The 19,303-nt window shown below is 70.8% G+C and carries 18 protein-coding genes; 1 reads left to right on the top strand and 17 read right to left on the bottom strand.

What is annotated here, in order from left to right; genetic code table 11:
- Positions 1-41: 41 nt before the first annotated feature.
- The 12 genes from BLW86_RS30185 to BLW86_RS30130 form a co-directional block, all read right to left on the bottom strand.
- A complete protein-coding gene (locus tag BLW86_RS30185) occupies positions 42-2,870 on the bottom strand; it encodes a DEAD/DEAH box helicase (RefSeq protein WP_093876965.1) in 2,829 nt (942 codons plus the stop codon).
- A 44-nt stretch (positions 2,871-2,914) separates the two neighbouring features.
- Positions 2,915-3,859, bottom strand: coding sequence for a diacylglycerol kinase (locus tag BLW86_RS30180; protein ID WP_093876964.1), 945 nt, complete (start codon positions 3,857-3,859; stop codon positions 2,915-2,917).
- A 40-nt stretch (positions 3,860-3,899) separates the two neighbouring features.
- Positions 3,900-4,802, bottom strand: coding sequence for a twin-arginine translocase subunit TatC (gene tatC / locus BLW86_RS30175; RefSeq protein WP_177181969.1), 903 nt, complete (start codon positions 4,800-4,802; stop codon positions 3,900-3,902).
- A 105-nt stretch (positions 4,803-4,907) separates the two neighbouring features.
- On the bottom strand, positions 4,908-5,195 hold the full coding sequence (tatA, locus tag BLW86_RS30170) for a Sec-independent protein translocase subunit TatA (protein WP_030691908.1): 288 nt from the start codon (positions 5,193-5,195) through the stop codon (positions 4,908-4,910).
- A gap of 185 nt (positions 5,196-5,380) precedes the next feature.
- Entirely contained in the window at positions 5,381-5,578 is a 198-nt protein-coding gene (locus BLW86_RS30165; protein ID WP_093876962.1) for a hypothetical protein, read from the bottom strand.
- 35 nt (positions 5,579-5,613) lie between these two features.
- Positions 5,614-5,877 carry a CpXC domain-containing protein gene (locus BLW86_RS30160; protein ID WP_093876961.1) on the bottom strand — a complete coding sequence of 88 codons (264 nt, stop codon included), beginning with the start codon at positions 5,875-5,877 and terminating at the stop codon, positions 5,614-5,616.
- A 138-nt stretch (positions 5,878-6,015) separates the two neighbouring features.
- A complete protein-coding gene (locus tag BLW86_RS30155; protein ID WP_093876960.1) occupies positions 6,016-6,969 on the bottom strand; it encodes a helix-turn-helix transcriptional regulator in 954 nt (317 codons plus the stop codon).
- Positions 6,970-6,985: 16 nt separating this feature from the next.
- Positions 6,986-7,942 (bottom strand): helix-turn-helix transcriptional regulator, encoded by a 957-nt coding sequence (locus tag BLW86_RS30150; protein WP_093876959.1) that lies wholly within the window; start codon positions 7,940-7,942, stop codon positions 6,986-6,988.
- Between the two features lie 126 nt (positions 7,943-8,068).
- The gene (locus BLW86_RS30145) at positions 8,069-8,446 is read right to left on the bottom strand and encodes an FKBP-type peptidyl-prolyl cis-trans isomerase (protein ID WP_093876958.1); all 378 of its coding nucleotides are present in this window, start codon (positions 8,444-8,446) and stop codon (positions 8,069-8,071) included.
- A 58-nt stretch (positions 8,447-8,504) separates the two neighbouring features.
- The gene (locus tag BLW86_RS30140; protein ID WP_093876957.1) at positions 8,505-9,443 is read right to left on the bottom strand and encodes an FKBP-type peptidyl-prolyl cis-trans isomerase; all 939 of its coding nucleotides are present in this window, start codon (positions 9,441-9,443) and stop codon (positions 8,505-8,507) included.
- A gap of 117 nt (positions 9,444-9,560) precedes the next feature.
- Complete coding sequence (pafA, locus tag BLW86_RS30135) at positions 9,561-10,922, bottom strand: Pup--protein ligase (protein ID WP_030691901.1); 1,362 nt, start codon at positions 10,920-10,922, stop codon at positions 9,561-9,563.
- A 69-nt stretch (positions 10,923-10,991) separates the two neighbouring features.
- Positions 10,992-12,272, bottom strand: a complete 1,281-nt coding sequence (locus tag BLW86_RS30130; RefSeq protein ID WP_093876956.1) for an MFS transporter — start codon at positions 12,270-12,272, stop codon at positions 10,992-10,994.
- A 157-nt stretch (positions 12,273-12,429) separates the two neighbouring features.
- Here BLW86_RS30130 and BLW86_RS30125 point away from each other — a divergent pair, with 157 nt between their 5' ends.
- The gene (locus tag BLW86_RS30125) at positions 12,430-13,449 is read left to right on the top strand and encodes a LacI family DNA-binding transcriptional regulator (protein WP_093876955.1); all 1,020 of its coding nucleotides are present in this window, start codon (positions 12,430-12,432) and stop codon (positions 13,447-13,449) included.
- 82 nt (positions 13,450-13,531) lie between these two features.
- Here the strand turns inward: BLW86_RS30125 and prcA are convergent, their stop codons facing one another.
- The 5 genes from prcA to arc all read right to left on the bottom strand — a co-directional run bounded on the left by prcA (position 13,532) and on the right by arc (position 19,170).
- The gene (prcA, locus tag BLW86_RS30120; RefSeq protein ID WP_093876954.1) at positions 13,532-14,284 is read right to left on the bottom strand and encodes a proteasome subunit alpha; all 753 of its coding nucleotides are present in this window, start codon (positions 14,282-14,284) and stop codon (positions 13,532-13,534) included.
- 52 nt (positions 14,285-14,336) lie between these two features.
- A complete protein-coding gene (gene prcB, locus BLW86_RS30115; protein ID WP_093876953.1) occupies positions 14,337-15,176 on the bottom strand; it encodes a proteasome subunit beta in 840 nt (279 codons plus the stop codon).
- Between the two features lie 160 nt (positions 15,177-15,336).
- Positions 15,337-15,549, bottom strand: coding sequence for a ubiquitin-like protein Pup (locus BLW86_RS30110; protein ID WP_015032443.1), 213 nt, complete (start codon positions 15,547-15,549; stop codon positions 15,337-15,339).
- Between the two features lie 160 nt (positions 15,550-15,709).
- On the bottom strand, positions 15,710-17,221 hold the full coding sequence (gene dop / locus BLW86_RS30105) for a depupylase/deamidase Dop (RefSeq protein WP_093876952.1): 1,512 nt from the start codon (positions 17,219-17,221) through the stop codon (positions 15,710-15,712).
- A gap of 182 nt (positions 17,222-17,403) precedes the next feature.
- Positions 17,404-19,170 (bottom strand): proteasome ATPase, encoded by a 1,767-nt coding sequence (gene arc / locus BLW86_RS30100; protein ID WP_093878951.1) that lies wholly within the window; start codon positions 19,168-19,170, stop codon positions 17,404-17,406.
- Between the last annotated feature and the right edge of the window lie 133 nt (positions 19,171-19,303).

The following is a 19,303-nucleotide window of genomic DNA, read 5'->3' as shown; positions in this document are numbered from 1 at the left end:
CCACGGGCACTCGCCCCGAAGGGAGGGAGGAAGGGGAACCGTCAGCCCACCGAGCTGTAGGCGACGACCCCGCGCAGCAGCGCGTCCACGGCCTTGCGGGCGTTCTTGGCGACCGTGCTGTTCTCCTTGGGCGCCGCAGCGGCGATCTGCCCGAGGACGTCGATCACCTGCTTGCACCAGCGGACGAAGTCGCCCGCGGGCATCTCCGCCTCGCGGAGCACCTCGTCGAGGCTCTTGTCGGAGGCCCACTGGTAGGCGGCCCAGGCGAAGCCGAGGTCGGGCTCGCGCTGACCGACCCCCTCCGCCTGGTTGATCCTGAACTCCTCTTCGAGGGCGTCGAGACGGCCCCAGATCCGGACCATCTCGCCGAGCGCCGCCTTCGCGTTGCCCGTGGGCAGCTTGGGCGCGACGGCGTCGTCGGCCTGCCGCGCCTCGAACACCAGCGCCGAGACGCAGGCGGCGAGTTCGGCCGGGTTGAGGCCCTCCCAGACGCGGTCGCGGAGGCATTCGCTCGCCAGCAGGTCGAGCTCGCCGTAGAGCCGGGCGAGCCGCTTGCCGTTGTCCGTGACCTCGTCGCCGCGCAGGTAGTCGAGCTCGGTGAGGAGCGCGACGATCCGGTCGAAGGTGCGGGCGATGGTGTTGGTGCGCCCCTCGATGCGCCGCTCCAGCTGCTGGGTGTCGCGCTGGAGACGGTGGTAGCGCTCGGCCCAGCGGGCGTGGTCCTCGCGCTCGTCGCAGCCGTGACAGGGGTGCGCGCGCAGGGCGGTGCGCAGCCGGGCGATCTCGCGGTCGTCGGCGGCGGCGGAGCGCTGCCGGTGGTGGCGCTCGGGGTTGATGTGCCCGGCCTTGCTCCGCAGGGCGGAGGCGAGGTCTCTGCGGGACTGCGGGGAGCGCGGGTTGAAGGACTTGGGGATCCTCATGCGCTCCAGCGCCTCGACCGGGACCGGGAAGTCGATGGAGGCGAGCCTCTTGACCTGCCGCTCGGCGGTGAGGACGAGGGGGCGCGGCCCGTCGTGGTGCTCGAAGCCGCGGTGGCCGTTGGTGCGGCCGGCCGGGATGCCGGGGTCGAGGACGAGGGCGAGGCCCGCGAACTTCCCGGTGGGGACGTGGATGACGTCGCCGGGCTTGAGCTTCTCCAGGGAGCCGGCGGCCTGGGCACGGCGCTGGGCGGCGCCCTGCCGGGCCAGCTCGGTCTCGCGGTCCTTGAGGTCGCGGCGGAGCCGCGCGTACTCCTCGAAGTCCCCGAGGTGGCAGGTCATGCCCTCGCGGTAGCCCTGGAGGCCCTCCTCGTTCCGCTGGACCTGGCGCGAGATGCCCACGACGGAGCGGTCGGCCTGGAACTGGGCGAAGGACGTCTCCAGGAGCTCGCGCGAGCGGTGCCGGCCGAACTGGTCGACGAGGTTGACCGCCATGTTGTACGAGGGCTTGAAGCTGGAGCGCAGGGGATACGTGCGCGTGCCGGCGAGTCCGGCGAGGTGGTCGGGGTCGAGTCCGCGCTGCCAGAGGACGACGGCGTGGCCCTCGACGTCGATGCCGCGGCGGCCGGCGCGGCCGGTGAGCTGGGTGTACTCGCCGGGGGTGATGTCCGCGTGCTGCTCGCCGTTCCACTTGACGAGCTTTTCGAGGATGACGGAACGCGCGGGCATGTTGATGCCGAGGGCGAGGGTCTCGGTGGCGAAGACGGCCTTGACGAGGCCGCGGACGAAGAGCTCCTCGACGACCTCCTTGAAGGTCGGGAGCATGCCGGCGTGGTGGGCGGCGATGCCCCGCTCCAGGGCTTCGAGCCACTCGTAGTACCCCAGGACGTGCAGGTCCTCGGTGGGGATGGCGGCCGTGCGCGCCTCGACGATCTCGCGGACGCGCTGCCGTCCCTCGTCGTCGTTGAGCCTCAGGCCGGCGTAGAGGCACTGCTGGACGGCGGCCTCGCAGCCGGCACGGCTGAAGATGAAGGTGATCGCGGGCAGGAGGCCCTCGGCGTCGAGGCGCTCGATGACCTCGGGCCGGCCGGGCGTCCAGATCCGGGAGCGCTGGCGGCGCTCGCGCTCGCGGTCGGCCTCGCGGACCATCTTGCCGCGCCGCCGGTCGCGCGGGTTGTACGTGCGCGTGTTCTCGGTGCGGGCGAGGCGGAGGAGGTCGGGGTTGACCTCGCGCCGGGAGGCGCCGCGGCCGCCGTGGTCGGTCTCCTCCTCGAAGAGGTCGTACATCCGGCGTCCGGCGAGGACGTGCTGCCAGAGGGGGACGGGGCGGCTCTCCGAGACGATGACCTCGGTGTCGCCGCGGACGGTGTCGAGCCAGTCGCCGAACTCCTCGGCGTTGGACACGGTCGCGGAGAGCGAGACGAGGGTGACGGACTCGGGGAGGTGGATGATCACTTCCTCCCAGACGGCGCCGCGGAAGCGGTCGGAGAGGTAGTGGACCTCGTCCATCACCACGTACCCGAGGCCGGAGAGGGCCTGGGATCCCGCGTAGAGCATGTTGCGGAGGACTTCGGTGGTCATGACGACGATCGGGGCGTCGCCGTTCACGCTGTTGTCGCCGGTGAGCAGGCCGACCTTGCCGGGGCCGTACCGCTTGACGAGGTCGGCGTACTTCTGGTTCGACAGCGCCTTGATCGGGGTCGTGTAGAAGCACTTGCGGCCCTGGGTGAGGGCGAGGTGGACGGCGAACTCGCCCACGATGGTCTTGCCGGAGCCCGTGGGCGCGGCGACGAGCACGCCCTTCCCCGCTTCGAGAGCCTGGCACGCCTCGATCTGGAAGGGGTCCAGATCGAAGTCGTACAGCTCGCGGAAGGGCGCCAGTGCGGTGCGCCGCTCGGCGTTGCGGGCGAGGGCGGCCGCGTACGCCTCGGCTGGTGTGAGGTCCTCTGTCATCTTGTTGTCGAGCCTACCCGCCGCCTGTGACAGTGACGCGATCTTTATCGAGGGGATGCGGAGGGGGCGACTCCGGGGGGTGCCGGGGCGGGGGCGAGGACGCGCAGGGCGGCCGGGACGCACTCCGCGGTGAGCGGCAGCGGGCCGAGCGGCTCGCCGTCCGCGTAGCCCGTGGTGCCGGGGGCGTCGAGGGTCAGGGAGCGGACCCGGTGGGTGGTGACCTTGGGGTGGTCGAGGTGGGTGCCCTTGTAGACCCGGGGGAAGACCTTGAGCAGGGTGGTGCGGTCGCAGTCCCCGACGACGGTGACGTCGAGGAGTCCGTCGTCGGTGCGGGCGTCGGCGCAGATCCGCATGCCGCCGCCGTAGGAGGTGCCGTTGCCGACGGCGACGAGGGTGGCGTCGACCTCCAGGACGCGGCCGTCGTCGAAGGTGAGGCGGTACGGGACGGGCCGGAAGGCGGCGAGCTCGGCGAGGATCGCGAGGTCGTACTTGAAGCGTCCGGCAGGAAGGCGCATGCGGTTGCCGCGGTCGTTGACGCGGGAGTCGAAGCCGGAGGCGAGGACGGTGCCGTACCAGCGGCTGCGGGTGCCGCTCGTCACCCGCCCGAGGTCCATGGCGCGGGCCCCCTCGCCCTTCAGCAGCCCGGCGGTGAGGCGGGCCGCGGCGGCGGGGTCGCGGACGGGCAGGCCGAGGGTGCGGGCGAAGTCGTTGCCGGTGCCCGCGGCGATGATCCCGAGGGGGGTGTCGGTGCCCGCGACGGCCTGGAGGGCGAGGGAGATCATGCCGTCGCCGCCGACGGCGACGAGGGCGCCGGTGCCGTCCGCGACGGCCTCACGCGCGCGCGTGAGGGCGTCGTCGGCGTCGAGTCCGAGGACGGTGCGGACGGAGAATCCGGCGTCCCTGAGGACCTGCGCGGCGGGCTGGGCGGCGTGGGCGCCGCGGCCGCGGCCGGCGGTGGGATTGACGAAGAGGGTGAGGTCGCTGCTCATGGGGGTCCCCCCGGACGGAGTCTGGGGGGACCCTACAAGATCAGGTGACGTCGTCGTAACCGTTGACCCGGTGCGCGCCCGCGCCGCCGTGCTCCCCGGTGGCCTGCTCGGGCAGGGCGCGGACCGCGCCCACGGGCTCGACGGCCCCGACGGCCTCGGGGGTGAGGTCGAGCGAGGAGGCCTCGTCGTCGTCGAGCTCGGCGTCCGGGTTGGCGCGCTTGCGCCGGCGGTCGTTGAGGAGGGAGAACCCGACGGCCCCGAAGTACAGGACGGTGATGGGTCCGGCGAGGGCGAGCATGCCCACGGGGTCGGTGGTGGGCGTGATGACGGCGCCGAAGACGAAGACGCCCATGATCACGCCGCGCCACCAGCCGGCCATGCGACGGCCGGAGAGGACACCCGTGAGGTTGAGCATCACCAGCACGAGCGGGAGCTCGAAGGCGAGGCCGAAGACGAGCACCATGCGCAGGGTGAAGTCGAGGACGTCGCCGAGCGAGAGGATGTTCGCGGAGCCCTCGGGCGTGAGGCTGATGAGGACCTTCACGCTGACGGGGAGGATGAGGTACGCCAGGTAGGCGCCGGCGGCGAACAGCGGCACGGCCGCGCCCACGAACGCGTACGTGTACTTCTTCTCGTTCTTGTGCAGGCCGGGTGCGACGAAGGCCCACAGCTGGTAGAGCCAGACGGGGCTGGCGACGACGAGGCCCGCCGTCAGGGACAGCTGGATCGTCGTGCTGAAGGGGGCCATCAGCGTGTTGAAGGAGACGATCGCGCAGTTGCCGCCGTTACTGGTGACGTCCGGTGCGCAGGTGGGCACCGATCTCGTCAGGAACTGCATGAGCTCCTCGCTGTACACGAGGGCCACGATCGTCACCGCTGCGATGGCGAGGAGACCCTTCGCCAGTCGGTTGCGGAGTTCACGCAGGTGCTCCACGAGGGGCATCCGGCCCTCGGGGTCCTTCTCCTGCTTGCGGGCAGACTTGGGCAACCCACGTCCTCATCTCGTGCGGCAGGCCGCCGCCCGGTGCGGCGGCCGCGGCGGACCGGGTCAGCGCTTGGTGGTGTCCGAGGGCTCGGTCACGGGACGCGCGCTGGTCACGTCACCGGGAGCGGCCTGGATGGTGCGCGGGGCGGGCTCCTGCGTGCCGGTTCCGGCGTGCGGGGGGTCGGCGGGGGCGCTCTGCTGGTCGTCCGCCTTCATCGCCTTGGCCTCGCTCTTGAGGATGCGGGCCGACTTGCCCAGCGAGCGCGCCATGTCCGGGAGCTTCTTGGCACCGAACAGGAGGATGACGACGACGAGAATGAGGATGATCTCGGTGGGGCCGAGCCTACCCATAGCTGTTTACCTTCTTCACCGAGGCGACAGGGAGTACGTGCCCGGCGGGTCGGACAGGCGTCCGGCCACCGCGCTGCCTGCGATCGTAACCCGCAGGAGTAAACGCGGGGCAATGCCCCTGCGTACTCCCGATTGCGTCCCACCGACTGCCACCGGGGCCGCTTCCCGCAGCGCGGGGCACGGAGTCAGCGGAGTGTCTCACCGGTTCGGGCGAGGCCGACGGCGGCGGTCTCGAGCTCTTCGGCGGCCTGCTGGATCCGGTGTGTGGTGTGGGCCACTTGACGGCCGAGGCGCTGGACCTCCAGGAACACCTTGACGCCGAGGACGCCGAGGACGGCGATGCCGAGGAAGCCGAGGGCGATGGCGAGCATGGGCCAGAACATGTGCTGAGCCTAGACCTTGGGCGGGTGCGGGTCGTTCAGACGGTGGTGTGGAGGCGCAGGGTGCGGACGCCGCCGCCGGTGAGGAGTTCGACGATGCGCTCGCCCGCGGGCTTGCGGACGGAGCTGCCGCACTCGGGGCAGGTGAAGGAGTAGAAGGTGGTGCGGCGGCTCGCCCCGATGGCGAGGCGCAGGGCGCTCGCGGAGAGTTCGAAGCGCGAGCGGCAGTCGGGGCAGGCGGCCTTGAAGAGGACCGGGGCCATGGACGCCGCAAAATTGTGCATCACGGACATCTCCCTCATCTCTCTCGACTCTGGCATCACGTCAGTAACAGCGTCCCGGCGGCGGGGAACGTCACACGCCTTCGCAGACGCCCCTGTGGCCGGCGAGCCCGCACGCCCTCGCGGACGGCGGCCTCGCCGCTCCCGTGGGCGGCGGGCTCACACACCCTCGTACGCGGCGAGAGCGGCGGTCGCCGCCGTCCTCGCGCTGTCGGCCAGCTCCGCCGGCGCGACGATCCGCCCGTCGCTGCCGAGCCGCAGCGCCAGTCTGCGCAGCGAGGCCGGGTCCGGCGTCCGCAGCGTGATCCGCAGTCCGCCGTCCGGCAGCTCCTCGGCCCGGTCGTGCGGGTAGTACTCGGCGACCCAGCGTCCGCCGGGCCCCACCTCGACCACGACCTCCGGGTCGTCGGCGGACGGGTGGACCAGGCCCTCGGAGAGGTCGCGCAGCTCCAGCTCCGGCGGCGCCGCGTGCTCGTCGAGGATCCGGATCTCCACGACCCGGTCGAGCCGGAAGGTGCGGCGCGCCTCGGAGAGCCGGCACCACGCCTCCATGTAGGTGTGGCCGACGGCGAAGAGCCGGATCGGGTCGACCTCGCGCTCGGTGAGCTCGTCGCGCGCGGGCGAGTAGTACCGCACCCACAGCCGTCTGCGCTCCGAGATGGCCCGGTCGACCTCGGCGAAGACCCCGCCCTCGGACTCGAAGGTCACCGAGAGCCGGGCGCTGGCCCCGGCGGCCTCGCCGGCCGCCGCCTCCAGCTTGGCGGTGGCCCGCAGGAGGGCGTCCCGGTCGCTCTCGCGGAGCCCCGGCAGGGTGGCGACGGCCCGGGCGGCGACGAGCAGCGCGGTGGCCTCGTCGGCGGCGAGCCGCAGGGGCTCCGCGACGTCGTCGGGGTTGTGCCACCAGATCCGGTCGCCGTCGGTGTCGATGTCCAGGAGGTCGCCGCCCCGGAAGCTGGTGCCGCACATGGGCAGCACGTCCAGGTCGGAGATCAGCTCGTCCTCGGTGATCCCGAAGGCGCGCGCCACGTCGGCGACGTGGGCGCCGGGGCGCTCACGGAGGTAGGTGACGAGCGAGAGCATCCGCCTCGTCTGGTCGATCGCGTTGGCAGCCATGCGGTACGTCTCCCCCTCAGCCCTTGGCCACGGCGCGCAGCCGCTCCACCACATCGGCCCGCAGATCGGCGGGTTCCAGTACGACCACGTCGGGGCCGAACTCGACGAGCCAGGCGTCGAGCCCGTGCCCGTACGGGATCTCCAGCTCGTCCCAGCCGTCGTCGCCCTCGGTCACGGCCTGGGCGCGGGCCCTCAGCGGGTAGCCGCAGCCGGTGCGGAGCCGGATCCGGGCGGAGCGGGTGGCGGTCTCGCCGGCCCAGCTCTCGACGGTCTCCCGGACGGTCACGACGTCGGGGACGGGCGCGGTGAAGGCGCCGGCGCGGGAGCGGACCTTGCCGGTGATGCGGGAGAGCCGGAAGACGCGCTCGGCGCCGCGGTCGCGGTCCCAGCCGGCCAGGTACCAGTGGCCGCGCCAGCACTCCAGGGTCCAGGGCTCGACGTGGCGGGTCTCGGGGCGGGCGGCGTTGGCCTTGCGGTAGTCGAAGACGACGGGCCGGCGGTCGCGGCAGGCCAGCATGAGCGGCTCGAAGGCGGCCTCGTGGACCGGGATGCGCGGTTCGAGGGCGCTGGGCTGGGTCTCGTACGAGTCCTCGGCCTCGGGCATGCCGGCGGCGCGGAGCTTCTGGAGGGCGCCGCTGGCGGCCCCGGCGAGGCGGGCCTGCTGCCACACCTTGGCGGCGAGGCCGAGCGCGGCGGCCTCCTCGGCGTCGAGGGTGATCGGCGGCAGCCGGTTGGAGTCGCGGCGGGCGAGGTAGCCGGTCTCGCCCTCCAGGTTCTCGACGGTCTCGATGACCAGGCCGAGCTCGCGGAGGTCGTCCTTGTCCCGCTCGAACATGCGGTTGAAGGCCTCGTCGCCGCTCGCTTCGAGGTAGGCCTCGATGGAGCCGCGGAGCTCCCGCTTGCTCAGCGGGCGGCGCGTCCCGAGCAGACACAGCGCGAGATTCATCAGCCGCTCGGACTTGGCAATCGCCATCGACGCCCTGCACCCTTCCGCCGGTTCCACTTCTCGGACGTCCGACCGTACCGCCCCGGGGTGTCGGGACAAAAGCCGAGGGCCCCCGCCGTGGACGGCGGGGGCCCGGGAACGACCTGAACCAGGTCAGCCCTGCACGGCCACGAGGTCGCAGACGAAGATCAGCGTCTCGCCCGGGGCGATCTTGCCGCCGGCGCCACGGTCGCCGTAGGCGAGGTGGGCGGGGATGATCAGCTGGCGGCGGCCGCCGACCTTCATGCCCTGGACGCCCTTGTCCCAGCCCTCGATGACCTGGCCGACGCCGAGCTTGAAGTCGAGCGGGGCGCCGCGGTTCCAGGAGGCGTCGAACTCCTCGCCGGTGGAGAAGGCCACACCCACGTAGTGGACCTTCACGAACTGGCCGGCCTTGGCGACCTCGCCGTCGCCCTCCCAGAGGTCCTTGATCTCCAGGTCCTTCGGCGGCTCGCCACCCGGGAAGTCGATCTCGGGCTTCTCGATGCTCACTGAACTGCTCCTCAAACCGATGAACTGCGCGATGACGATCCGCGCGAACAGGACAGTCTTACACCTTCGTCAGGATGTCCACCGCGAAGACCAGCGTGGAGTTCTTCGGAATGCCCTGCTGCTCCTTGTCGCCGAACGCCTCCGACGGCGGGGCGACGATCAGGACGCGGCTGCCGACCTTCTTGCCGACGAGACCGTCCTTGAGGCCCTTCAGCGTCAGGTTCGCGAGCGGGAAGTTCGCGGGCTTGCCCGTGGTGTAGGTCGAGTCGAAGACCTTGCCGTCCTTCCACAGGGCGGCGACGTAGTTCACGATGACCGTGTCGGTGGCCTTGACCACCTCGCCCTTGGACTCGAGCACGTAGTTCGAGACGAGCTTGGTCGGCGGGTCGGTCTTCGGGACCGTCAGCGAGGGGGCCTTGCCGTCGGTGTTCGTCCCGACCTTCGGCAGGTCCTTGTTCTCCTGGGCGACCTCGGTGCCCGTGGCGGACTTCGGGACCGTCACGGACTTCAGGATGTCCACGACGAAGACGAGGGTGGCGTTGGGCTTGATGTCGCCCTGGCCCTGCGCGCCGTAACCGAGCTCCGGCGGGATGCCGATCTCGATGCGGCTGCCGACCTTCTGGCCCTCCAGGCCCTTCTCCCAGCCCTGGATGACCCGGCCCTCGCCGAGCGTCAGCGAGAAGGGCTCACCCCGGTCGAAGCTGTTGTCGAAGGGGGTGGTCTCGTCCCACTCCTGGCCCAGGTAGTTCACCTGGAGCGCGTCGCCCTTCTTCGTCACCGCGCCCTTGCCCTCGCTGATGACGTTGACCTTCAGTTCCTTGGGCGGGTCGCCCTCGCCCTTGGCGAGGGTCGGCTTCTCCCCGAACTTCTCCCCCGCGGTGATGGCGGGCAGTCCGTTCTTCATCGAGGCGGAATCGGAGCCCTTGTCGTCGCTGCCGCAGGCCGCTGTGGAGAGCAGCAGCAGCGGGACGACGAGAAGGCCGGCAAGTCGGCGCACGTGTTCCTCAGATCTCAGACGGCACGGTAGTTGTGCCGACACTCTAGGCGTTCCTCCTGTCACGTCGAAGGCCCCGCACGCCGAACGCGCGGGGCCCTGCCGGTCGGTGCGACCTGCCTACATTCCGGCGATCAGCTTTTCCACCCGGTCGTCGACGGAGCGGAACGGGTCCTTGCACAACACCGTGCGCTGCGCCTGGTCGTTGAGCTTGAGGTGGACCCAGTCGACGGTGAAGTCCCGCCGCTGCTCCTGCGCGCGGCGGATGAAGTCGCCGCGCAGCCGGGCCCGAGTGGTCTGCGGGGGCACCGACTTGCCCTCGAAGATCTTCAGGTCGTTGCAGATCCGGGCCGCCTGGCCGTTCTTCTGGAGCAGGTAGTACAGCCCGCGACGACGGTGGATGTCGTGGTAGGCGAGGTCTATCTGCGCGACCCTCGGGTTCGACATGGTCATGTTGTGCTTGGCCCGGTACCGCTCGATGAGCTTGTACTTCATGACCCAGTCGATCTCGGTCTCGATCCGGTCGAGCTGCTCGCTCTCGATCGCGTCGAGCGTACGGCCCCACAGCTCCAGGACCTGGGCGACCGTGCCGGCGCGGATGCCCCGGCGGTCGACGAAGTCCACGGCCTTCTCGTAGTACTCGCGCTGGACCTCCAGGGCGGAGGCCTCGCGGCCGCTGGCGAGGCGGACCTTGCGCTGTCCGGTGATGTCGTGGCTGACCTCGCGGATGGCCCGGATGGGGTTCTCCAGGGTCAGGTCGCGCATCACCGTGCCCGCCTCGATCATGCGGAGCACCAGGTCGGTGGCGCCGACCTTGAGCAGCATGGTCGTCTCGGACATGTTGGAGTCGCCGACGATGACGTGCAGCCGGCGGTAGCGCTCGGCGTCGGCGTGCGGCTCGTCCCGGGTGTTGATGATGGGGCGCGAGCGGGTGGTGGCGGAGCTGACGCCCTCCCAGATGTGCTCGGCGCGCTGGGAGACGCAGTAGACCGCGCCGCGCGGGGTCTGGAGGACCTTTCCCGCGCCGCAGATGAGCTGCCGCGTCACGAGGAAGGGAATGAGGATGTCCGCGAGCCGGGAGAACTCACCGTGACGGGCGACGAGATAGTTCTCGTGGCAACCGTAGGAGTTTCCGGCCGAGTCGGTGTTGTTCTTGAAGAGGTAGACGTCGCCCGCGATTCCCTCCTCGTGCAGGCGGCGTTCGGCGTCGACGAGCAGGCCCTCGAGAATGCGCTCGCCCGCCTTGTCGTGGGTGACCAGTTCGGTCACGTTGTCGCATTCCGGTGTTGCGTATTCCGGATGCGAACCCACGTCCAGGTACAGGCGGGCGCCGTTCCGCAGGAAGACGTTGCTGCTGCGGCCCCATGACACGACACGGCGGAAGAGGTAGCGCGCCACTTCGTCAGGAGACAGTCGGCGCTGTCCCCTGAACGTGCACGTGACGCCGTACTCGTTCTCCAGCCCGAAAATGCGGCGGTCCATGTCTGAACATTACGCCTGACGGCGTGCGCTGAAACCGGGTTGGACGTCCCCGTTTCGATCATTTTCCGATCAGTGCGTGTTCTTTTCCGCGTGCACGGCTGCGGAAGCAGCCTCTCCGTCGGCGTGTCGCGCGCCGGCACCGGCGTCACCGGGCGTGTCGGGGACGGCGAGGACACGGCCGGTGGCGAGCAGGACGAGCAGCGCGACGAGGCCGCCCGCGCCGGCCACGGCGAACCCGGCCACCGTTCCGGCCAGTTCGACCGCCGGCCCCGCGACGGCGGAGCCCAGGGCCGCGCCGACGCCGAAGGTGGTGACGAGCCAGGAGAAGGCCTCGGTGACCGTGCCGCGGGGGGCGTGCCGGTCGACCACGATGAAGGCGCAGGCGAGGACGGGGGCGAGGAAGAACCCGGAGAGCACCGAGAGGCCGGTCATGGCGACGGGGCCGGGGGTGAGCATGAGGGGCAGGTAGCAGAGCGCCAGGAGGGCCACGAGGGCCCTCAGCCGCCGCTCGGGCGCCCCGGCCCACCGCCGGGCGCCGTAGAGGACGCCGCCGGCCAGCGCGCCGAGGCCGAGGGCGGCCATCAGCCAGCCGTACACGGACGGCGTGCCCCGGTCGTCGGCGTAGGCCACGGCGGCGACCGTGATGGAGCCGAGGGCGAGGCCGACGAAGAAGAACGAGCCGAGGAGGGCGAGGAGCCCGGGCGAGCGCAGGGCCCCCAGCCAGTGGGCCTCGCGGGGGGCGGAGCGCCAGGTGCGGGAGGGCTCGGAGAGGACGACGGCGAGGGCGCCGAGGATGCCCAGGACGTTGATGACGAGGAGGGCGGCGGCGGGCGACCACAGGGCGACCAGGAGCGTCACCAGGAGCGGGCCCACGGTGAACATGACCTCCTGGGCGACGGCGTCCAGGGCGTATGCCCGGTGGACCCGGTCCTCGCGGCCGAGGACGCTCGGCCAGAGGGCGCGCAGGCCGCCCTCGAGGGGCGGGGTGAAGAGCCCGGCGACCACGACGGCGGCGTAGGCGAGGGCCAGGTGGCCGATGCCGGTGAGGGCGAACAGGGCCATGCCGAGCGCCGAGAGGACGGCGGCGGGCAGCTGGACGCGGGGCTGGCCCTTGAGGTCGACGGCGCGGCCGAGGAGCGGCTGCCCGATGGCGTTGGAGACGCCGTAGGCCGCGATCAGTCCGCCGGCCAGGGTGTAGCTGCCGCCCTGGTCCCGGACGAACAGGGTCATGGCGATGGGACCGGTGCCGTTGGGCAGGCGCCCGACGAGGGTTCCGGCGAGGAGCCGGGCGGCGTGCGGCGCCCGGAGTATGTCGAGATAGCCGCCGTGCGCGGGGGCCTCGGTGGCCATGTCACTCTCCCGTCACCTCGGAACCACACCGAGGTTTTACGTATAACGTCCGGAGTCATACGTACCATGTCGGCGTGACGCGGGTCCACCCCGCGCCCTCCACGACGCGGGTCCACCCGCGCCCCGCCCCGACCACCGTCCCACGCGGAGGCCACCCGTGCAGTCCCCCGAGCCCTCCGGCGGCGCCCGCCCGACCAGCAGGGACGTGGCCCGGGCCGCGGGCGTCTCCCAGGCCACCGTCTCCCTGGTGCTCGGCGAGAAGTGGCGCGGCCGGGTCTCCGAGCGCACCGCCGGGGCGGTCCGCCACGCCGCCCACGAGCTGGGCTACCGGCCCAACCTCGCCGCCCGCAACCTGCGCCTCGGCCGCACCCGCACCGCCATGCTCGTCGTCCCCGCCCTCACGAACGAGTTCTTCGCCCACGTCCACACGGGCGCGGCCCTCGCCGCGGCGCGACGGGGCTTCGGCGTCGTCCTCTACCCCTCCCCCGACGGCGTGGGCCCCGCCCGCGACCCCTTCGCCTCGGCCCAGGCAGCCCTGGACGGCGTCATCGCCTCCTCCATGGCCGCCGACGCCCTCAAGGCCCTCCGGGGCGCCGACCTGCCCCTCGTCATGCTCGACAGCGATCCCTCCGACCCCGGGGCCTCCGCGCACCTCAACCTCGACGTCGCCGACGGCATGCGGCGGGTGACCGACCACCTGCTGGAGCTGGGCCACCGCCGCTTCCTGCACCTGGCGTCCGCGGTCCCCTCCTGGACCTTCGACGTCCGCGCGGCCGCCCTCGCCGACGCCCTGCGCGGCACGGAGCTGCGCACCGCGCGGTCACCGCTCAACGTGGCCGACGCACGGGAGGCCGCCCACCGCGCGTTCGGCGCCCCCGGCCCCCGCCCCACCGCCGTGATCTGCGACGACGACATCCTGGCGGTCGGCGTCCTCAAGGTCGCCCGTCGGCTGGGACTGCGCGTCCCCGAGGACCTGTCGATCACCGGCTTCGACGACCTGGCCCTCGCCACCGCCGTGGAACCCGAGCTCACCACGGTCCGGCTCCCCGCCGAGGAGTTCGGCCGACGGGGCATGGAGGCGCTCCTCGCCGTCCTCGCGGGCGAACCGGCCCCGCCGGTCACCCTGCCCGTGGCCCTCGTCCGGCGCGGCTCCACCGGCCCGGCACCGGCCGTCTGAGCCCGAAAACCGGCCGTCTGAGCCCGAAAACGCCGGAGGGGCCCCGGTCCGCGCGGACCGGGGCCCCTCCGGGCAGGGCCGACTACTCCTCGGGCGCCTCGTCCGAGGGCTCGTCCGTCTTCGCCGCCGCCGCGTTGTCCGCCTCCAGGAGACGCGACAGCTGACGGCCGACGATCCGCTTGAACTTGCGCTGCTGCGGACGCGTGCGGTCCAGCACCGCCACCTCCAGGCGCTCCGCCGGGATCTCCCGCTCGGTGCCGTTGGTGTCACGCGACAGGGCCTGCACGGCCAGCTTCAGGGCCTCGGCCAGCGTCATGCCGTCCCGGTGCCGCTGGTCCAGGAAGGAGCTGATCTGCTCCGCGTTCCCGCCGACCGCGACCGAGCCGTGCTCGTCCACGATCGAGCCGTCGTGCGGCAGCCGGTAGATCTGGTCGCCCTCCGGCTCGGAGCCGACCTCGGCGACGACCAGCTCCACCTCGTACGGCTTCTCCCCCGCGCTGGAGAAGATCGTGCCCAGGGTCTGGGCGTAGACGTTGGCCAGGCCGCGCGCGGTGACGTCGTCCCGGTCGTAGGTGTAGCCCCGCAGGTCGGCGTAGCGCACGCCGCCGATGCGGAGGTTCTCGTACTCGTTGTACTTGCCGGCGGCCGCGAAGCCGATCCGGTCGTAGATCTCGCTGAACTTGTGCAGGGCGCGGGACGGGTTCTCACCGACGAAGACGATGCCGTCGGTGTACTGGAGGACGACCAGGCTGCGGCCGCGGGCGATGCCCTTGCGGGCGTACTCGGCCCGGTCGGCCATGGCCTGCTGGGGTGAGACATAGAACGGCGTGGACACCGGCTACCGTCCCTTTCTTCCGGTCTGAAGGGCTTCTACGGGCGACGAACGGTCAGAGCAGGGCGGCGCGCGGCCCGTCGGGCTGCTCCAGACGCCGCTCGGTGATCGATCGGGCCAGCTCGGAGGACTCCGCCTCGCTGAGCCTGCGGAAACCCTCGTCGGTGATGACGGTGACGATCGGGAAGATCCGGCGGGCCATGTCGGGACCACCGGTCGCCGAGTCGTCGTCCGCCGCGTCGTAGAGCGCCTGCACCACCAGCGTGGTGGCCTGCTCCTCGGTCAGGTCGGCGCGGTACAGCTTCTTCATCGAGCCGCGCGCGAAGATCGAGCCGGAGCCGGTGGCGGCGAACCCGTGCTCCTCGGAGCGGCCGCCGGTCACGTCGTACGAGAAGATCCGGCCCTTCTCCTTGCCCTCGTCCCAGCCCGCGAAGAGCGGCACGACGGCGAGCCCCTGCATGGCCATGCCCAGGTTCCCCCGGATCATGGTGGAGAGACGGTTCGCCTTGCCCTCCAGGGAGAGCGTCGCGCCCTCCACCTTCTCGAAGTGCTCCAGCTCCAGCTGGAACAGCTTGACCATCTCCACGGCGAGGCCGGCGGTGCCGGCGATGCCGACGGCCGAGTACTCGTCGGCCGGGAACACCTTCTCGATGTCCCGCTGCGCGATCATGTTCCCCATGGTGGCCCGGCGGTCACCGGCGAGCACGACGCCCCCCGGGAACGTCGCGGCCACGATGGTGGTGCCGTGCGGGGCCTCGACGATCCCCTCGGGCAGCTTCCGGTTCCCCGGGAGCAGCTCCGGCGAGTGATCGGCCAGGAAGTCCAGGAACGAGGACGACCCCGGCGTCAGGAAGGCCGCCGGCAGACGCCCGGTGCTTCGAGGGTTGGCTTCCACGCGATTCCTTCCGGTGGGACAGTCGGCCGGTCGTGGGAGGCACCGGCTGATCTTGGATGCTGTGCACGGACCTTACCCGTGCCACCGCTTGTCATCCGTCCCCGGACCCACGGCTTTCACCGGGGCTCCGGGGACGGAGGACGACAGGCGCGTGGGGCGGCTACTCGCCGCCCTTCTGGACGAAGGAACGCACGAAGTCCTCGGCGTTCTCCTCGAGCACGTCGTCGATCTCGTCCAGGACGGAGTCCACGTCGTCGCTCAGCTTCTCCTGGCGTTCCTTGAGGTCGGAGCTCGCCTCGGTGGTGGTCTCCTCGACCTCCTCCGTGGATCGCGTCGCCTTCTGCTGTCCGCCGCCGGTGTCCTTGGTCGCCATATCCCTCACCCCGCTCGAATCGGCCCGCTCGGTTGAGTCCGTACAAGATCAGACCCTATAGGTCGGGTCTGACTTCGGCCCCGCAGTTTCGACAACGCCCGGGCACTGATTCCATGATTCCCAGTGCCGGGGCATTTCAGGCCCGTCCCGGGCCCCCGGTTCAGCCGCCGGACAGGACGCGGACGAGTTCCTCCGCGGTCCGGCAGCGGTCCAGCAGTGACTTCACGTGGGCCTTGGTGCCGCGCAGCGGCTCCAGGGTCGGCACGCGCTGGAGGGAGTCCCGGCCGGGCAGGTCGAAGATCACCGAGTCCCAGGAGGCCGCGGCGACGTCGTCGGCGTACTGCTCCAGGCAGCGGCCCCGGAAATAGGCCCTGGTGTCCTCCGGAGGGGCCGTCTCGGCCCGCTCCACCTCGGCCTCGTCCAGGAGCCGCTTCATGCGCCCGCGGGCCACCAGACGGTTGTAGAGGCCCTTGTCGGGGCGCACGTCCGCGTACTGGAGGTCCACGAGGTGCAGCCGGGCCGCGTCCCAGTCCAGGCCGTCCCGGCGCCGGTAGCCCTCCATGAGCTCCCGCTTGGCGACCCAGTCCAGCTCGCCGGCGAGGCTCATCGGATCGGTCTCCAGGCGTCCCAGGGTGTCCTCCCAGCGCGTGAGGACGTCCATGGTCTGCTCGTCCGCGTCGGAGCCGTAGCGCTCCTCCACGTACTTCCTGGCCAGCTCGAAGTACTCCATCTGGAGCTGGACCGCGGTCAGTGTCCGGCCGCTGCGGAGCGTGATCAGGTACTGGAGCGACGGGTCGTGCGAGACCTGGTGCAGGGTGCGGACCGGCTGGTCGACGGCGAGGTCGACCGTGATGAAGCCGTCCTCGATCATCGAGAGGACGAGGGAGGTGGTGCCGAGCTTGAGGTAGGTGGAGATCTCCGAGAGGTTCGCGTCGCCGATGATCACGTGCAGGCGGCGGTACTTCTCGGCGTCGGCGTGCGGCTCGTCCCGGGTGTTGATGATGGGTCGCTTGAGGGTGGTCTCCAGGCCCACCTCGACCTCGAAGTAGTCGGCGCGCTGGCTGAGCTGGAAGCCGTTCTCCCGCCCGTCCTGGCCGATGCCGACCCGTCCCGCGCCGGTGACGACCTGGCGGGAGACGAAGAAGGGCGTGAGGTGGCGCACGATGTCCGAGAAGGGGGTCTCCCGCTTCATCAGGTAGTTCTCGTGCGTGCCGTAGGACGCGCCCTTGTTGTCGGTGTTGTTCTTGTAGAGGTGGATGGGCTGGGCCCCGGGGAGCTGGGCGGCGCGCTCGGCCGCCTCGGCCATGATCCGCTCGCCGGCCTTGTCCCAGAGGACGGCGTCGCGCGGGTTGGTGACCTCGGGCGCGCTGTACTCGGGGTGGGCGTGGTCCACGTAGAGGCGGGCCCCGTTGGTGAGGATCACGTTGGCCAGGCCGATGTCCTCGTCGGTGAGCTGGCTGGAGTCGGCGGCCTCGCGGGCGAGGTCGAAGCCACGGGCGTCCCGCAGCGGGTTCTCCTCCTCGAAGTCCCAGCGGGCGCGGCGCGCCCGGTGCATCGCCGCCGCGTAGGCGTTGACGATCTGGGACGAGGTGAGCATGGCATTGGCGTTCGGGTGTCCCGGGACGGAGATCCCGTACTCCGTCTCGATGCCCATTACTCGCCGTACGGTCATGCGGCCCTCCTTGCCCGGCGGCGCTCACGGTGCGCGACTCGGCGGTACCGATGAGCCTAGAACGGCTCCGCGCTGGTGGGGAGATCGATTGCGGTATTTCCCTGTGGTGCCGGGAGAAACACCGGATGGAATGCGTCGGCTGCGGATGCCCGGTTTCCGGACATCCGCAGCCGGTGGGCGTTCTACAGGTACTGACCGGTATTGGCCACCGTGTCGATGGAGCGTCCGGTGTCCGCGCCCTGCTTTCCGGTGACGAGCGTGCGGATGAACACGATCCGCTCGCCCTTCTTTCCGGAGATCCGGGCCCAGTCGTCGGGGTTGGTGGTGTTGGGCAGGTCCTCGTTCTCCTTGAACTCGTCCACGCACGCCTGGAGGAGGTGGGAGACCCGGATGCCCTTCTGGTTGTGGTCGAGGAAGGCCTTGATGGCCATCTTCTTGGCCCGGTCGACGATGTTCTGGATCATCGCGCCGGAGTTGAAGTCCTTGAAGTACAGGACTTCCTTGTCGCCGTTGGCGTACGTGACTTCGAGGAAGCGGTTCTCCTCGGTTTCCGCGTACATCTGCTCGACGACCGACTGGATCATTCCGTGGGCGGCGGCGGCCTTCGAGCCGCTGTGCTCGGAGATGTCGTCCGAGTGGAGCGGCAGGTTGGCCGTGAGGTACTTCGCGAAGATGTCCTTCGCGGCCTCCGCGTCCGGACGCTCGATCTTGATCTTGACGTCGAGCCGGCCGGGCCGCAGGATCGCGGGGTCGATCATGTCCTCGCGGTTGGAGGCGCCGATGACGATGACGTTCTCCAGGCCCTCCACGCCGTCGATCTCGGCGAGCAGCTGCGGGACGATGGTGTTCTCCACGTCCGAGCTGACACCGGAGCCGCGGGTGCGGAAGAGGGATTCCATCTCGTCGAAGAAGACGATCACGGGGGTGCCCTCGCTCGCCTTCTCCCGGGCGCGCTGGAAGACGAGGCGGATGTGCCGCTCGGTCTCACCGACGTACTTGTTGAGGAGCTCGGGGCCCTTGATGTTGAGGAAGTAGGACTTCCCCGCGGGCTGACCGGTCACCTCGGCGACCTTCTTGGCCAGGGAGTTGGCCACGGCCTTCGCGATCAGCGTCTTGCCGCAGCCGGGCGGCCCGTAGAGCAGGATGCCCTTGGGCGGCCGCAGTTCGTGCTCCTTGAAGAGGTCCGGGTAGAGGTACGGGAGCTCGACCGCGTCGCGGATCAGCTCGATCTGGTTGCCCAGACCGCCGATCTTGTCGTAGTCGACGTCCGGGACCTCTTCCAGAACGAGCTCCTCGACCTCGCTCTTGGGGACCACCTCGTAGACGTAGCCGGACCTGGGGTCGAGCAGCAGGGCGTCGCCGGCGCGGATGGTGACGTCCAGCAGAGGCTCGGCGAGCCTCACCACCCGCTCCTCGTCGGTGTGCCCCACCACCAGGGCGCGCTCGCCGTCCTCGAGGATCTCCTTGAGGGTGACGATGTCCCCGGCGCGCTCGAACTCCATGGCCTCGACCACGTTGAGCGCTTCGTTGAGCATGACTTCCTGGCCGCGCTTGAGCTCTTCGAGCTCGATGCTCGGGCTGATGTTCACCCGGAGCTTGCGGCCCCCGGTGAAGATGTCGCACGTGCCGTCCTCATTGGCCTGCAGGAAGACACCGAAGCCGGCCGGCGGCTGCGCGAGCCGGTCGACCTCCTCCTTGAGGGCCACGATCTGGTCGCGGGCCTCACGGAGCGTGTTCGCGAGTCGTTCGTTCTGCGCGGACACGCCGGCCAGGTTGCTCTGCAGCTCGACGATCCGCTCTTCGAGAATCCTCGTGTGGCGCGGAGAGTCGGCGAGCTTGCGGCGCAGGACGGCGATTTCCTGCTCGAGATAGGCAACCTGACCGGCGGGGTCTTCAGACCCCCGCCCCGGCCGGATGCCGCGGTTGATGTCGTCGTCGTGGGCTGCCACGGTCCTCACCTCCTCCAAGGGGAGCTGGACGCTTCCTGACCCTACCTGCGTGGGTGGTGATTGAAACCCCTAGATCAAAAAGACTCCGGGGTGTGTCCGATCTTCACCCTTGCGCTTCCCCTCTCGCCAGGGG

The sequence above is a fragment of the Streptomyces sp. TLI_105 genome (assembly GCF_900105415.1).
Lineage (GTDB): Bacteria > Actinomycetota > Actinomycetes > Streptomycetales > Streptomycetaceae > Streptomyces.
This window is presented reverse-complemented; position numbering and strand designations above follow the sequence as displayed.